This window comes from Corallococcus sp. CA054B, assembly GCF_003611625.1.
In the GTDB taxonomy this organism is placed as follows: domain Bacteria; phylum Myxococcota; class Myxococcia; order Myxococcales; family Myxococcaceae; genus Corallococcus; species Corallococcus coralloides.
This window is the reverse complement of the sequence record NZ_RAVY01000016.1, coordinates 1-15,529: the sequence shown is the minus strand read 5'-3', so window position 1 is coordinate 15,529 and position 15,529 is coordinate 1. Positions and strand designations below refer to the sequence as shown.

Annotated in this window: 11 protein-coding genes and 1 pseudogene; 11 read left to right on the top strand and 1 reads right to left on the bottom strand. The window is 70.0% G+C overall.

The window, feature by feature from the left end; all coding sequences use genetic code 11:
- Positions 1–112 precede the first annotated feature (112 nt).
- The 6 genes from D7V80_RS06395 to D7V80_RS06370 all read left to right on the top strand — a co-directional run bounded on the left by D7V80_RS06395 (position 113) and on the right by D7V80_RS06370 (position 5,890).
- Complete coding sequence (locus D7V80_RS06395) at positions 113–895, top strand: SDR family oxidoreductase (RefSeq protein WP_120587313.1); 783 nt, start codon at positions 113–115, stop codon at positions 893–895.
- 63 nt (positions 896–958) lie between these two features.
- Positions 959–1,990, top strand: a complete 1,032-nt coding sequence (locus D7V80_RS06390; RefSeq protein WP_233585179.1) for a hypothetical protein — start codon at positions 959–961, stop codon at positions 1,988–1,990.
- A 17-nt stretch (positions 1,991–2,007) separates the two neighbouring features.
- Positions 2,008–3,150, top strand: a complete 1,143-nt coding sequence (locus tag D7V80_RS06385) for a lipopolysaccharide assembly protein LapB (RefSeq protein WP_120587311.1) — start codon at positions 2,008–2,010, stop codon at positions 3,148–3,150.
- 2 nt (positions 3,151–3,152) lie between these two features.
- Positions 3,153–4,481 carry an AHH domain-containing protein gene (locus D7V80_RS06380; protein ID WP_120587310.1) on the top strand — a complete coding sequence of 443 codons (1,329 nt, stop codon included), beginning with the start codon at positions 3,153–3,155 and terminating at the stop codon, positions 4,479–4,481.
- 14 nt (positions 4,482–4,495) lie between these two features.
- Positions 4,496–5,065: an imm11 family protein gene (locus tag D7V80_RS06375; RefSeq protein WP_120587349.1), complete on the top strand. Its 570-nt coding sequence runs from the start codon at positions 4,496–4,498 to the stop codon at positions 5,063–5,065.
- Between the two features lie 150 nt (positions 5,066–5,215).
- The gene (locus tag D7V80_RS06370) at positions 5,216–5,890 is read left to right on the top strand and encodes a hypothetical protein (protein ID WP_147446998.1); all 675 of its coding nucleotides are present in this window, start codon (positions 5,216–5,218) and stop codon (positions 5,888–5,890) included.
- Between the two features lie 46 nt (positions 5,891–5,936).
- Here D7V80_RS06370 and lexA read toward each other — a convergent pair whose 3' ends face one another.
- Positions 5,937–6,605, bottom strand: coding sequence for a transcriptional repressor LexA (lexA, locus tag D7V80_RS06365; protein ID WP_120587308.1), 669 nt, complete (start codon positions 6,603–6,605; stop codon positions 5,937–5,939).
- A gap of 196 nt (positions 6,606–6,801) precedes the next feature.
- Between lexA and D7V80_RS06360 the strand changes: the two genes are divergently transcribed.
- The 5 genes and pseudogenes from D7V80_RS06360 to D7V80_RS06340 form a co-directional block, all read left to right on the top strand.
- Positions 6,802–10,140, top strand: a complete 3,339-nt coding sequence (locus D7V80_RS06360; protein ID WP_120587307.1) for a response regulator — start codon at positions 6,802–6,804, stop codon at positions 10,138–10,140.
- The gene (locus D7V80_RS06355) at positions 10,137–11,975 is read left to right on the top strand and encodes a sensor histidine kinase (protein WP_120587306.1); all 1,839 of its coding nucleotides are present in this window, start codon (positions 10,137–10,139) and stop codon (positions 11,973–11,975) included. Before D7V80_RS06360 ends, D7V80_RS06355 begins: the two co-directional genes overlap by 4 nt.
- Positions 11,976–12,007: 32 nt before the next feature.
- A complete protein-coding gene (locus D7V80_RS06350) occupies positions 12,008–12,955 on the top strand; it encodes a FecR domain-containing protein (RefSeq protein WP_120587305.1) in 948 nt (315 codons plus the stop codon).
- Positions 12,956–13,162: 207 nt separating this feature from the next.
- The gene (locus D7V80_RS06345) at positions 13,163–15,067 is read left to right on the top strand and encodes an Ig-like domain-containing protein (protein ID WP_120587304.1); all 1,905 of its coding nucleotides are present in this window, start codon (positions 13,163–13,165) and stop codon (positions 15,065–15,067) included.
- A 59-nt stretch (positions 15,068–15,126) separates the two neighbouring features.
- A pseudogene (locus D7V80_RS06340) lies at positions 15,127–15,529 on the top strand (flagellar motor protein); the annotation flags it as partial.

The window sequence follows — 15,529 nt, the reverse complement described above, 5'->3', positions numbered from 1 at the left end:
GTGGATCCCCACGGGCAACCGCTTTGTGCGCGGGCCTGGGGCCTTCTGCACGAGGGAGGCTGCGCGCGGGTCCCCGGGGTGCTGCTATATCGGCCCGCCGGGAGGCATCACCATGTCGCGGAAAGTGGCGCTCATCACCGGCGCGTCAGCGGGGCTTGGAGTGCAGTTCGCGGAGCAGTTCGCGAAGGACGGGCACGACGTCATCCTCGTCGCGCGCGGCGTGGCGAAGCTGGAGGAGCTGGCCCGCAGGCTGGAGCAGGCGCACGGCGTGAAGGCACACGTGCTGCCGGCGGACCTGGGACAGCCCTCCGCGCCAGAGCAGCTCTTCGCGCGCGTGCAGGAGCTGGGGCTCGCGGTGGACTTCCTCGTCAACAACGCGGGGTTCGGTTCGTCCGGGCTGTTCCTGGATCAGGACCTGGGGCGCGAGGCGGAGATGGTGGAGGTCAACTGCGCCGCGCTGCTCAAGCTCACGCACCTGTTCGCGCGGCCCATGCGCGAGCGCAAGCAGGGGCGCATCCTCAACATCGCGTCCACCGCGGGCTTCCAGCCGGGGCCGTACATGGCCACGTACTACGCGACGAAGGCGTTCGTGCTGTCGTTCACGGAGGCGCTCGCGGTCGAGCTGGAGGGCACGGGCGTGACGGTGACCTGTCACTGCCCGGGCGCCACGAAGACGGAGTTCGCCGGGCGCGCCGGCAACGCGGAGTCGCGCCTGTTCAAGCGGCCGGGCGTGGCGGAAGCACCCGAGGTCGCGGGCCATGCCTACGCGGCGATGATGAAGGGGCGGGTGGTCTCCATCCACGGCGTGCTCAACTGGCTGGCGGCCTTCTCGGTGCGGGTCAGCCCCCGCGTCGTGGTGCGTTCCATCGCGGCGAAGCTCAACCAGCAGGAGTGAGCGGGCAGGGAAGCGGCCACGGAAGGCCTGGGCGCGGGCCGGGAGGAGGGTAGAGTGTCGGCCGTGTCCCGCCTCCCCCGGCTCTTCATCACGTGCCTCGTAGCGCTGTCGTCGCCTGTCTTCGCCCAGGAGGGAGCGGCCGTCGCCGAACCCTCCACGGTGGCGGTGCTGCCCCTGGCGGCCAACGCGGCGGGGAAGGATGCCGCGCAGGGCATCACGTCGCTCATCCTGGGCCGGCTCGCGGAGTCGCCCCGGCTGCGCGTGATGTCCCAGCGAGAGCTCCAACAGCGTGTCGGCGCCGAACGCCAGCAGGAGCTGGAGGGGAGCGCGCCTTGCGAAAAGGGCGAATGCGTCCAGGAGCTGTCCTCGCTGACGGGCGCGCGCTACGTCCTCACGGGCCGGTTGGATCGCTTCGGGGGGCAGTACCTCCTCGCCGCGAGCCTCGTGGACACGCGGGATGGCCGCACCCTGGCCCGGCCGCGTGCGGAGGCCTCCGAGGACGGTGAGCTCCTGCGCGCGGTCGTCGCCGTGTCCGACGAGTTGAGCATCGCGCTGGAGTCGCCCGGTGAGCTCGTTCAGGCCCGGCCGCTCCTGGGCGGCGCGGTCGCGTCGTCGCCGGGGGGCGGGCTGACCTTGGGGCTGCGCTTCAACAACAGCTTCATCGACAAGGTGTCGTCCTTGAACCCGGGCCTGGACCTGGAGGTGGGCTACTGGTTCCACCCGGAATGGCAGGGCTTCGTCCAGGTCGGATTCACCTGGGTGCATGCCGGCGGCAACGACGAGGGCGAGCTCAACGTGCTGCCCAGCATCGTGGGGGCGCGGCACTATCACCGCCTGGAGAAGGACCTGCGGCCGTACTGGGGCTTCGGCCTGGGCGTGCAGTTGTCGTTTGGCGACTACGGCATCTTCCAGAGCACGGGCCCGCTGCCGTCCGTCGTGGGGTTCGTGGGGTTGGAGTACCTGCTGGCGGGCCATGTGGGCTTCCAGCTGGAGCTGGGAACGAACATCGCGCAGGCGGTGCTGGGGCTCGCGGACGACGGCGCGGGCGACGGCCTCAACTTCGATGTCAACGCCGGCATCGCGTATCACTTCTGAGTCTTCCGGAGCCTCTCATGTCCTCGCGTCTGCGTGCCCTACCGCTTATTGCCCTGCTGGCCTCCGGGGCCTGCACCGAAACGCCGAAGCTCGACCCGAAGGACCAGGCGGAAGGGCTCTACCTCCAGGGCAACTCCGAGTACCTCAAGGGCAACTTCGACGCCGCGCTCAAGTCCTTCGACGAGATGAAGACGCTGGCACCGGGCGATCCGCGCCTGCCCGCCGCGAGGGGCGAGGTGCTCCTTTCGATGAGCCGGCTGGAGGAGGCCGCGAAGGAGTTCGAGGCCGCGCTGCGGTTGGATGCGAAGCGCTCCACCAACTGGAGCCGGCTGGGGTTCATCCAGGCGCAGCTGGGCAAGAAGGACGAAGCGCGGCAGTCGCTGCAGAAGGCGCTGGCGCTGCATCCGAAGGACTTCAACGCGCTGGAGCAGCTGGGTGAGTTGGCCGAGGAGCGCGGCGACCACGACGAGGCGGTGCGCGCCTTCACGCAGGCGGCGGAGGCCGCTCCGGACGCGTCGAAGGCCGAGCTGCTGGTGCGGGCGGTGGACGTGCTGACGAAGCAGGGGCGGCAGGACGAGGTGCTGGGGCTGTTGCGCCAGGTGACGGGGCAGGGCGTGCGCACGCCGGAGGTGCTGACGGCGCTGGGCGACGCGGAGGTTCGCGCGGGCCGTTTGCCGGAAGCGGCGGCGGCGTACGAGGAGGCCGCGAAGAAGTCGCCGAAGGACCCGACGTTGTGGGAGCTGGTGGCGGAGATCCAGCTCAAGCTGGGCAAGCGCGAAGAGGCGCTGAAGGCCTACGGCGAATCGCTGAAGGTGAAGGACCGCGCTGTCGTCCACGTGGCGCTCGCGAAGGCACACCTGACGGTAGACGACCGGGCGGCGGCGGAAGGGGAGCTGCAGAAGGCCCTGGACACGGTGTCGGGCGCGGACGTGGGGGAGATGCAGGAGCTGGCGGACCTGCTCTCGGCGATGGGGCGCAAGCAGGACGCGCTGCGCATCCTGACGAGCCTGGGCTCGGAGCCGGGACACGCGAAGAACATGGAGCTGCAGTTGTCCACCGCGAGGCTCGCGCGTGACCTGAAGGACACGGCCACCGTGCAGGCCTCATGCGCCCGGGTGGCCGCGGCGGCGACGGATGGTGGCGTGGTGAAGTGCCCATAGGCATGCGTCGTGGGTGGCTTTGCCTGCTGTTGTGGGTCCTCCTGACGGGCTGCGCGTCCGTCCGGGTGGTGCGTCTGGACACGGGGCGTGCGGACCCGGTCGTCGTGACGCCCCGGGTGGAGGAGGAGGCTCCGTTGGAGGACGCGGAGCTGACGAAGGGCGAGTTCAAGAAGGTCGTTTCGGAGCTCGCGCGCGAGGTTCGACCGTTCGCGAATCCGCTGCGGGATGCGCGGACGTTGTTCGGCATGCCCGAACGCAGTGGCGTGTTCGGGTACGAAGCACGCACGCATCGGATCCGTCCCCTGGGAGAAGCGGAAGCGCGGGAGCTGCACCTGCTGGACGATGCGTCGGCGGAGCTGACGCGCGCCTATGGACGCTGGTGCGAGCGCAAGAGGCAGGGGCGGGACTGCCTGTCGCTGCTGGAAGAGGGGCCGCTGCTCGGAAGCGATGGGCGGTATGCGCTGGCCCTGGCGTTGGCGATGGATTCCGTTTGGGAGGAGACGGCGGAGGCATTGCGGGGTGTGGTGAATCCGCAAGCGGTCCTGGCCACCGTGACGGCGTCCGTCACGGTGTACCTGCTGCTGTGGTCCTTGCCCGAGCCTGTGTCCAAGGGCCTCGCGGCACTGATGACCGCGACGGCCATCGCGTATCTGGGCGTGGACACGGTGTGGGGGCTGCTGGACGGGTGGCTGACGTTGGTGAAGCAGGCGGACCGGGCGCTGACGTTCGACGATTTGCGCGAAGCAGGGGAGGGCTACGGGAAGGTGCTGGGGAAGAACGCCGCACGGGTCTTCGTGATGCTGGCCACGGCCGCGGTGGGCAACACGGTGGGGCTCGCGGCGAAGACCCCGGTGCTCCCGGGCTCCGCGCAGGCAGCGCTCGCGGTGGAGGCCCAGGCTGGCTACGCGTACGTGAGCATTGGAGGCGTGCGGTCCGTGGCCATGACCGCGGATGGCTTCACCATCGCGCTGGCGCCCAACGCGGTCGCCATGTCGTCACGCGGTGGCAGCCAGAAGCACCACCTGGCGACCATCAGGAACAACGTTTCCACGCATCGCGGGGGACCGTGGACGCCCCGCTTCCAGCGCATCTTCAAGAAAGCAGGGATGGAGCTGAAGGACCCGGAGAACGTCGTCGAGGTCCCGGGCCATCGCGGGCCTCATCCTCAGAGGTACCATCAGCGCGTCTACGACCGGCTGGAAGAGGCCACCCGAGGTTGTCGAAGTGTCGAGCAATGCCGAGAGGTTCTCGTCGCCGAGCTCAGAAAGCTGGCACAAGAGGCCACGACGCAAGGCTCAGGCCTCCACAAGCTGCTCATGAGAAGTGAGTGACCCCGGAGCCATTCATGCCACGGCGCTACTTCCGGCTTCTTGATGACATCACGCTCCCAGGGCGATGGGAGCTGGGCATCCCCCTGGATGCGAGTGGGAACGAAGTCGAAGACCCTTGGATGTTCAGGGAGGGCCGACCCGTTCCTCCTCAACAGGCGTTGCTCGTTCCCGTGGAGCATCCGGGAATGTCCCTCGACTTCTCTCTGGCGGGATTCAGTACGCCTGTGCTCAGCGCGCGGGTCGCAGCTGTTTTTTCAGAGCTGGCAGCGCAGGACATCCAACTTGTGCCCGTGGCCGTCCAGGGACATGCGGAGCCATACTTCATCCTCGTGGCGACCCGGCTCATCCGCTGCATCGATGACGAAGCCTCCGAGGAGGTGACCCGGTGGATGCCTGAAGATGGCCGGCCGGAGCGGGTTGGGGAGTATCGCGACGTTGACGGGATGCGCATTGACCCATCCCAGGTCGGCGATGCGCGGGTGTTCAGGACGTGGGGATGGTCCATCGCCCTCATCGTCTCCGAGGACATCAAGGTCGCGCTGGAGCGCATCCGCGCCACGGGAATACGGTTCACCGAAGTCTGATTGTCACGCCGTGCCTGGAGTCCGAGGGGGAGACACATGCTGCGCCTGTGCGGTCTGCTGTTGCTGTGCCTGACGTTGGCTTGCGCCGAACGGCCGCCTCCACCGGCTCCCCGGACCTGGCCTCGCTCCCAGAACTCCAGGCTCGGCACCGTGACGTCAGTGGAGCGCGTTCACATCACCCGGGGCTTCCAGGTCCTTCACGGCGAGACGCAAGAAGAGGTCACCGTCCACGAAGGGCTGTTGATCAGGCTCAACGGCCTGAGCCCACTGGAGTTCCTGCCCCGTGCTGCCATGTCGCCCCCTTCGATGGTGCTGGGGAACAGCTTCGCGGAGATGATCACCTGGCCCTCCGGTCTCTGGCCCACCGTCCTCCTCACGGAAGCGCCCCCTCCTGGAACCGAGGCCGGGCTGTGGATGTACGATTCCTGGGAAGACCCGACCCTGCCTGGAACTGAATTCAAGAGAGAGCTGACGCGCTCGCTGGGACCCCAGGGCCGGGGAGTAAACATCCAGACCCCCTCCGCCGATGCGCCCGTCACCTCCTACCTCTCAGTGGAAGTGCTCAAGGGGAAGGTCGGGAGCCGCAGGACCATGAACGGCGTCCCCGCGCCCGAACTCTGCGCCAGCATCCAGGTCGCCTGTGGCTTCAAGGACACCATGCACGGCCGCCTCGACTGCGGCGTGTGTCCCCAGGGCCAGACCTGCACCGCGGACAACACCTGCTGCACGCCCGCGACCTGCGCTTCCCTGGGCCGCTCCTGCGGCACCGTCGTGCCGGACGGCTGCGGCTTCGCGCTCGACTGCGGTGCCTGCCCCGTCCGCTGATGCCTCCCGCCCGGGCTCACCGTGCCCGGGCGGAATGTCGCTGCCTTTAAGTCCGGCCGCCCTGCAGCTTCCGGTACACGCCCACCACCTGCCCCAAAATCATCGTGGAGCGGAAGTCCGCGCGGTTCACGTAGATGGGCTGCATCGTCGCGTTCGCCGGCTGGAAGCGGATGCGGTCCTGCTCCGGGTAGTAGCGCTTCACCGTGGCCTCGTCCTCGATGAGCGCCACCACGATTTCACCCGGCTGCGCCGACGGCGTCTTCTTCACGAAGAGGTAGTCCCCGTCGTGGATGCCGTCGTCGATCATCGACTGCCCCTTGACGCGGAGCGCGAACACCTCCCGGCCATTCACCCCGCCCAGCAGGAAGCTGTCGATCTTGACCGAGTCCTCCATGTGCTCCTGCGCCAGCGCCGGCGCACCCGCCGCCACCTTGCCCAGGAGGGGAATCTCGATCATGCCGGACTCCCGGCTCTTCATCCCCAGGCCCAGGAGCAGCCTCGCCCGCTTGGTGGGCACCAGCGAGCGGCTCTGCTGCTCGCCCCGGGTCAGGTAGCCCTTGCGCTCCAGGGCCTTCAGGTGGTCGTTCACCCCGTTGGTCGACCGGATGTCCATGTGCTCCCCAATCTCCCGGATGGTCGGGGGGAAGCCTCGGACCTCCGTCTCCTTCACGATGAAGGTCAGGATTTCGCGCTGGCGCTCCGTGAGCTCTTCCATGGCCGCACTCCTTCGCTCGGTCGCCCGCCTGCTCTGGCGGTGATGGGCAACAGAATTTCAGTGGCCCATGCTCCCTGAACATACGTGTAGAGTCAATCTGTTCAGTACCCCCACCCATACCCGCCGTGCTGCCTCCCGTCCGTCCTTCTCGCGGCTTGAGGAGGCACGTTGATCTCGGCGTACACTTGGCGCCGCCGTGTCCGACCTCCGCCACACGCTGCTCTTCGTCGATGACGAGGCCGACGTCCTGGACATCCTCAGCCGGATGTTCCAGCGACGCTACCGCGTCCTCACCGCCCCCCACGGCAAGGCAGCCCTGGAAATCCTGCGCACCGAGTCCGTGGACGTGCTCGTCACGGACCAGCGCATGCCGGAGATGACCGGCATCGACCTGGTCAACGCCGCGAGAGCCGAGGGCATCGACGTCACGACGCTCCTGCTCACCGCCTACACGGACCCGCAGGACATCATCGCGGCCATCAACCAGGGCCAGGTGTACCGCTACGTCACCAAGCCCTGGGACGTGAACGACCTGCTCATCACCGTGAAGAACGCGGTGGAGTTCGCCCAGCTCAAGAAGGACAAGGAGAAGCTCATCCGCCAGCTGCACCAGCGGGTGGAGGCCCTCTTCGTCCTCTATGAGGTCAGCCGCGCCAGCGCGAACGACCCGGCCAGCTACGACGCCATCATCGACCGCGTGCTCACCGCCGTGGCCCGCGTGCTGCCGTACGACTGCGGCGCGGCCCTCATCGCGCCGGACGGTCAGCGCGGCGCCACGCTGCGCCTGCGCTGCGTGGGCAACGTGGGAGAAGAGGCGCTGCTGGGCGTCAAGGAGTCCATGCTCGGCGCGTACCGCAAGAGCAGCGGCCTGCCGCTGCCGGAGGATCGGGTCATCACCCGCGTCACCGGCACCACCACCAAGGACTCCGCGTCCCCCGTCGTCTACCCCAACCAGCTCACGGTGAACCTCACCGCCGCGGGGAAGCCCGTGGGCATGCTGTCGCTGTTCTCCCACCGCGCGGACGCGTTCACGGAGGACGACGGGCTGTTGCTGGACGTGCTCGCCAACCAGACGGCGGACGCCATCCAGTCGCTGCGCTCCGCGGAGGAGGAGGCCCGCCACCGCATGGAGCGCATGGTCGCGTCCATGGCGGACGGCGTGGTGCTCACCGACGAGAAGAACGACATCGTGGTGATGAACCCCGCGGCCCGCCGCATCCTGCACGCGGGGGAGGAGGGGCAGGGGCCCTCCAACCGGCTCCTGGAGGAGCGCCTGGGCTTCCAGCCGTTCCAGCTGGTCCGCAACCTGGAGTACAGCGGCCACCAGGTGCTGCGCGAGGACGTGAAGCTCTTCGACCGCACCGTGCAGACCACCGTGACGCCCGTCAACGACGCGCGCGGCACCCTGCGCGGCGTGTGCGTGGTGCTGCGCGACATCACCGACCAGAAGCGGCTGGAGGAGCGCAAGGACACCTTCGTCTCCATGGTGAGCCACGAGCTGCGCACGCCGCTCACCTCCATCACCGGCGCGTTGGATCTGGTGCTCAACCGGATGGCGGGGGACATCAACGAGCGGCAGCACCGCTACCTGTCGCTGGCCAAGGACTCCGCGGAGAAGCTCAACAGCATCGTGGATGACCTGCTGGACCTGTCGAAGTACGCGCAGGGCCGGCTGAAGATGAGCTTCGAGCGCATCTACCTGGAGGAACTCGTCCAGCGCGTGGTGGAGAAGTACGGGCCCGCCTTCGCGGAGAAGCGCATCCGCGTGGTGCCCCTGCTGCCGCAGCACCCGCTGCGCGCCATGGTGGACCCCAACCGCGTGAACCAGGTGCTCAACAACCTGCTCAACAACGCGGTGAAGTTCACGCCGGAAGGCGGCGAGGTGCGCGTGGAGCTGCGCGCCACGTCCAGCCTGCCCGGCTACGTGGTGCTCTCCTGCTGGAACAGCGGCGACCCCATTCCGGAAGAGAGCCTGGAGCGCATCTTCGACCGCTTCGAGCAGGCCCGCACGCAGGCGAACCGCACCGTGCGCGGCACCGGCCTGGGCCTGCCCATCTGCCGCAACATCGTGGAGGCCCACGGCGGCCGCATCTGGTCCGAGCCGTCAAACACCGGCGTGCGCTTCATCGCCGTGCTCCCCACGGAGCCGCCCCAGGACGTGCTGTCCCAGGCGGCCGTGGACACGCTGCTGCCGTCGCCGCAGCCCATCCGCGCGGACTCGCGCGGCAAGGTGCTCATCATCGAGGGCGAGCCCGAGGTGGGCCACATCATGAAGGCGCTGCTCGGCGCCCGGGGCTACCGGGTGCGCCTGGCGACCTCGGCGGAGGAGGGCCTGTCCGCCGCTCGCAACCTCCACCCGGACGTGGTGCTGGTGTCGGTGCGGCTGCCGGACGTGGACGGCCTGCGGCTGGCGGAGATCCTCCGCAATGATCCGGAGACGCGCCGCGCGCCGCTCCTGCTCACCTCCGCGTTCGACGAGCGCCAGCGCGCCTTCCGGGCCGGCGCGGACGCGTTCCTCGTGCGCCCCCTGGCCGGAGACAAGCTGCTGGCCACGGTGGACTCGCTGGCGCGGGGCCGCGCCGGGGCGCAGCACGGCCGCGTGCTGGTGGTGGACGACGACGCGAAGATCGCCTCCATCTGCCGCGAGGTGCTGGAGGGCCTGGGCTTCGAGGTCGGCGTCGCGCACAGCGTGGAGGAGGGCCGGCGCTCCATGCGCGAGCGCAGGCCGGACGCGGTGCTCCTGGACGTCACGCTGCCGGACGGCGACGGGTTCGCGTTCCTGGAGGAGATCAAGGCCGAGCGCGCCAGTGGCCACATCTCCGTCATCTTCATCTCCGCGCGCACGGAGACGACGTCCAAGGTCCGCGCGCTGAAGCTGGGCGGGGACGACTACATCACCAAGCCCTTCGACGCGCTGGAGCTGGGCGCGCGCGTGGAGAGCATGCTGCGGCGCAAGGAGCAGGAGCTGTCCTCGTCGCCCACCACGCAGCTGCCCGGCTCCACCGCCATCGAGCGCGAGGTGCAGCGCCGGCTGGGCGCGCGTCAGCCGTTCGCGTTCTGCTACCTGGACCTGGACAACCTCAAGGCCTACAACGACTACTACGGCTTCGCGAAGGCGGACGGCGTGGTGCGCCAGACGGGCGACCTGATGCGGGAGGTCTTCCAGCAGGAAGGCGCCCCGGGGGACTTCCTGGGCCACGTGGCCGGGGACGACTTCGTCTTCATCACCTCCGTGGAGTCCGTGGACCGGGTGTGCCAGCGGGCGATTGAACAGTTCGACCGCATCATCCCGCTCTACTACGACCGTCAGGACCGGGAGCGCGGCCACATCGAGGCGGAGGACCGCTTCGGGGAGAAGCGCCAGTTCCCCGTCATGAGCGTGTCCGTGGTGGCGGTGATGACGGATGGCGTGGCGCATGACCACGCGGAGCTGGCGCGCCGGGCCGCGGACATGAAGAAGAAGGCGAAGGCGATCTCCGGCTCCGTCTTCCTGCGCAGCGACCTGGAGCGCGTGGTCCGGTCCGTCACGGGATGAGGCTCTACCAGCAGCTCATCCTCTTCATGCTCGCCGCGACGGTGCTGCCCCTGGCCATCGTCGGCTTCCTGCTGCTTTCGCGCTCGGAGCACGCGCTGGCCCAGCGCATCGACGAGCAGCAGCGCGCGCTCGCCACCGCCACCGCCGAGGCCGTGGAGGCGAACCTGATGGAGGTCGTCAACGGCCTGGCCCGCTCCGCGGAGCTGTTGCCCTGGGATCGCGCCACGCCCGACGAGGTGCGCGGCATGCTGATGCTCCTGTATGGCCAGTCCACCTCGGTGAGCGCGGTCATCCAGGCGGACGCGAACGGACAGCCCCTGGGGCCCGCCGTGTTCCGGAGCGAGGAGCCGCTCGAGCGCCATCCCGCCTTCGACGCCGCGCGCGTCCGTCAGCTGGCGCACGCGGTGCCGGTGGAGAACTTCCGGGACGGGGGCAAGGGCCAGACGGCGCTGGGCAGCGCGTATGTGCACGCGGGCTCGGGCGTGGCCGCCGTGGCGGTGGCGGTGAAGCTGGGGGCTTCGGAGGATGCGCCGTACGCCATCGCGGAGCTCGTCTTCACGCAGCTGGAGGCGCTGCTCGCCCGGCGCGCGAACGACGGGCAGCGCCTGGACGTGGTGGACTCCGAGGGGCGCGTCGTGGCCAGCTCCCAGGCCACGCGGCGCATGGTGGCGCTGGAGCCGGAGCTGCGCGAGGCGCTGAAGTCCGCCCTGGGCGCGGAAGGCGGGCGCAGCTTCCAATTGAAGGACCCCGCGCGCCGGGTGAGCGTGGCGTGGGTGAACACGCTGGAGATGGGCGTCGTCGTGACGGAGGACGAGGCCCTGGCGCTGACGCCGGTGCGGGAGCTGCGCACCACGGTGCTCGCGTCCGTGGCGGGCGGGCTGGTGGTGCTCCTGGCACTGGGGGCGCTCTTCACGCGGCGGTTGGACCGGCGGCTCGCGGACGTGGTGCAGGGCGCGGAGGCCTATGGCCGCGGAGAGCTGGAGCGCCGCCTGCGCGTGGAGGGCCAGGACGAACTGAGCGAGCTTGCGTCCACCTTCAACCGCATGGGCGAGGAGCTGGAGGCGTCTCGCGCGCGGCTGATGAGCTGGAACGACGATCTGCGTGTCCGGGTGGAGGAGGCCACGGCGGACCTGCGCGCGGCGCAGCTGCAGCTGGTGGAGGCGCAGAAGCTGGCGGCGGTGGGCCAGCTAGGCGCGGGCGTGGCGCACGAAATCAACAATCCGCTGGCCGGCATCCTGGGCAACGTGCAGCTGCTGCTCCTGGACCGGGCGCCGGACGACATGGACTTCGAAACGCTGCGCAAGATCGAGCAGAGCGCCAAGCGCTGCAAGGACATCACCCAGAACCTACTGCGCTTCTCCCAGCAGCGCGAGCGCCCGGACCTGCGGCCGATTGATCTGAACGCAGTGGTGCGCGACGCGCTGAGCCTCACGGAGAACCAGACGCGCGGGGAGGGCATCGAGCTGGTGACGGAGCTGAGCACGCAGGTGCCTCGGGTGAAGGCGGACCCCGGTCACCTGTCGCAGGTGGTGCTGGCGCTCCTGTCCAACGCGCGCACCGCGATGCTGAAGACGCCGGTGAAGCGCCTCACCCTGCGCACGGGCGAGCGCGACGGGATGTGCACCCTGGAGGTGGAGGACACCGGCAGGGGCATCGCGGAGAGCATCCGGCCGCGCATCTTCGAGCCCTTCTTCACCACCAAGGACATCTGGTCCAATGTGGGCCTGGGACTGAGCGTCGCATGGCGCATCGTCACGGAGGCCGGGGGGACGCTGGAGGTCCGCTCGGAAGAAGGGCAGGGGGCCCGGTTCACCGTGGTGCTGCCCCGGGCATGAAGCCCGCCGCGTGTGGTAGCTAGGGCCATCGCATGGCTGCTCCCCCATCCCGCAGGCGACAGGCGCCGTTCCTCATCGGGCTCGTGCTCATCCTGGCCGCGCTGCCGGTGGGCTGGTTCGTCTTCCTGCGGGAGCCTCCCGCGCCGCTGCCGCCACAGGCGCCTCAGCGCCCCGCCGTCACGCAGGCGGAGGCGAAGAAGGCCGTGGAGCTGGTGCTGAGCTCCTTCGATGGCACCGTGGACGTGAAGCACGGCGAGGCCGGGGACTGGGAGCCCGCGCGCAAGGACATGCCGCTGCGGCCCACGGACGTGGTGCGCACAGGGCGTGGGTCCTGGGCCGTGGTGCTCAACGGCGAGGCCGTGGAGCTGCGCTTGGAGGCGGAGACGGAGATCTCCGTGGAGGAACTGTCGAACGAGCTGTCGAAGGTGATGCTGAGCAGCGGTCTGGCCACCGCCACCGTGCGGGGCCGTTCCAACGTCCGCCATACCTTCATCCTGAAGGCGAACGGCGCCGAAGCGGAGGCCAGCACCGCCCAGGGTACCTTCACCATGAGCAACAACGGCAAGGGCACCGTGAGCGTGGGCACGCGCGAAGGCGACGTGAAGCTGACCGGCAAGGAGGGCAAGTTCGTCATCGTCCGCGCCGGTCAGCGGTCCATCGTCCGCCCCGGGCAGGCCCCCACCGAGCCAGCCCCCATCCCCAGCACCGTGTTCGTGAAGATGGAGTGGCCCAAGGTCAAGAAGCTCCGTGCGGCGAAACTCGCCGTCACCGGGCAGACTGATCCGGGCACTCGGGTGATGATGGGCGGCGTCATCGTGCCCACCGACGCGGACGGGGGGTTCACGCTCAACCTGGACCTCAAGGAAGGCACCAACGCCGTCCAGGTGACCGCCGTGGGGGTGGGGGGCACTCCCAAGGAGGAGAAGCGCGAACTGGTTCTGGACACGCGGCCGATCATCGAGCCCGAGATTCCCTGGTGAACCGATGGGCACTCCCCGCCCTGATCCGCCGGGAGGGCCCGCGGGTCCTATAAGAACGGGCCCACCCGCTGGGTGAGGTGGGTTGCCGGAAGTGTCCGCGGGTTCGACGCAGAGTCTCTTTGCTCTGCCCGAGGCACCAAAGTGGTGCAGTCCCGGCGGAGGGCCTTGTAGAGTCGGGAAGCCCTGGAACGTCTCCTGCTCTCCGCGATGGTCTTGGTTTGTGCCCCGGTCTGGGCGGCTTCGCTGGAGCTGCTCGGCCCGGACGTGCCCGTGCCTCCAGAGGGCTTCACGGTCGCGGTGGTGCGCCGGGACGCCGGGGGCCTGCCCGTGGCGTTCACCCCGTCGTCGGTGACGGCGGAGGGCGCGGACCTCAAGCCCGGACCGGAAGCTCCGCCGCTGCGCACCTGGGCCGTGGTGCCCAAGCCCCAGGCGCGCGAGGTGGTGGTGCGCGTGAAGGGCGACGGCGAGGAGGCCCAGGCCCGCTACGACGTGGGGCCGCCCGCGAGCCACATGGAGCTGTCGCTGGAGCCTCCGCTGCCGGTGAAGGGGCGCGACACGGAGGCGACGCTCACCGTGAAGCGGCTGCGGGCGGATGGGACGCCGGATGACAGCGGCGCGCCGCCGGTGCTGCGCGCGAGCACCGGGCAGTTGGAGGGGCTCAAGCACACGGGGCCGGGCACGTACACCGCTCGCTACGTGCTGCCTCCAACGCGCCTGCCCGAGGCGGCCATCCTGGTGGCACTGTCCGCGTGGCCGCATCCCCAGTCGGTGCATGGCGCGTACGGGCGGCTGCTGGTGCCGCTGGCGTCGTCGGTGAACCTGCCCGGCAAGAGCGACCCTGGAGGCCAGGTGTCGTTGGAGGTGGCGGGGACGCGCTTCGGGCCCGTGCCGGTGGACGCGCAAGGGCGCTTCGTCCTGCCGTTGGTGGTGCCTCCCGGCTATCCGAAGGCCCAGGGCGAGGTGAAGGATGAAACGGGCCACGTGGAGCGCATCGCCATCGATCTCCAGTTGCCACCCACGGATGGACTGGCCTGCGTGCTCAACCCGCAGCGGCTGCCCGCGGACGGCGTGTCCCAGGCCCGGCTCTTGTGCGCGACCAGTGATCCGAAGGGGCAGCCCGTCGCGAATGCGCGCGTCACGGTGAAGGCGAAGTACGGCCGGCTGGAAGGGCCCCAGCGCGACGCGAACGGCATGCTGGAGTGGCGCTATACGGCGCCGCGCACGCTGGCGTCGGATGAGCGCATCGACGCGGCGTGGCCGCAGCGGGGCCCGGGGTCGCGTGAGTCGCTGCCGATGCAACTGGTGCAGGGCGCGGTGCGCGACGTGAAGGTGTCGCTGTCCGAGCAGCTGGTGCACGCGGGTTCGGTGGCGCGGGTGGTGGTGACGGCGCGGGACGCGGCCGGGCAGCCTCGGCCGGAGGCGAAGGTGGATGTGGCCTCTTCCGAGGGGACCGTGGGGCCGGCGGTGGAGTCCCCTCCGGGGACGTTCACGGTCCCGTGGACCGCGCCGGAGAACGGGTCCCCGGGGAGCACGCACGTGATGGCGCGCGCGTACGGTCCGCTCGGGACGGAGCCCGCGCGGATCGCGGTGTGGCGGGAGGACTCGGGGCTCGTCGCGGGCGTGGTGGACCTGGCGGGCTGGCCGGTGCCCCGTCAGCCGCTGCTCATGAACGGCATGGCGCGGACGACGGGGGAAGACGGGACGGTGTTCGTGGGCGGGATGGTGCCCGGCAAGGTGCGCGTGTCGCACGCCGTGTGGCCGGGGCTCGACGTCACGGTGCACGTGCTGGGCCCCCAGGGGCCGGTGTTCCCGGAGTCCGAGCCGCTGGTGCCCGCGCGCATCGATGCGCGGGTGGAGGTGGCGCCGCCGCTGCCGGTCAACGTGCGTGTGCGCGTGGAGGGGGCCCGCGTGACGTGCTGGGTGGAGGACCCGAGCGGCCAGGTGCTGAAGGACCGCCCGCTGCACGTCGCGCTGTCCGAGGGTGAGAAGGGGAATGTGTCCGTGCAGGACGGACTCACGCGCTTCACCGTGCAAGGCGTGAAGGGCCCCGTGAGCCTCTCCGTGGCGGACGTGCGCACCGGCGTGACGGCGATGGAAGAGGTGCGGCCTTGAGGGCAGGGGCAGGGTGGAGGGCCTCGCTGCCGGGCGCACCCACGGGCTTCTGGCTCGCGCTGCTCCTGCTGTCGACCGTGGCTGCCGCGCAGTCGCTGTCCTCGGATTCGTCAACGCAGGCGGCGACCATCGCCGGGCGCGTCTGCGTGGACGTGGACGGAGACGGGCTCTGTGGACCCGACGAGCCCGGGCTCGCGGACGTGCGCCTGGTGCTGGCCACCGGCCGCGAGGTGCGCACCGATGCCTTCGGCCGCTACCACCTCACCGGCGTGGACTCCCGCGTGCCGGACCTCACCGGCGGCCCGCACCTGCGCCCCGGCCGCCATGCGCTGAAGGTGGATCCGCGCAGCCTGCCGACGTCCAGCCAGGTGGTCCCCCGCGTCGCGACCGTGGAGGTGCCCTGGGGCGCCGCTGCCCTCCAGGACTTCGCCGTGCGCCCGCCTCCCTCGCGCCCCCACAAGG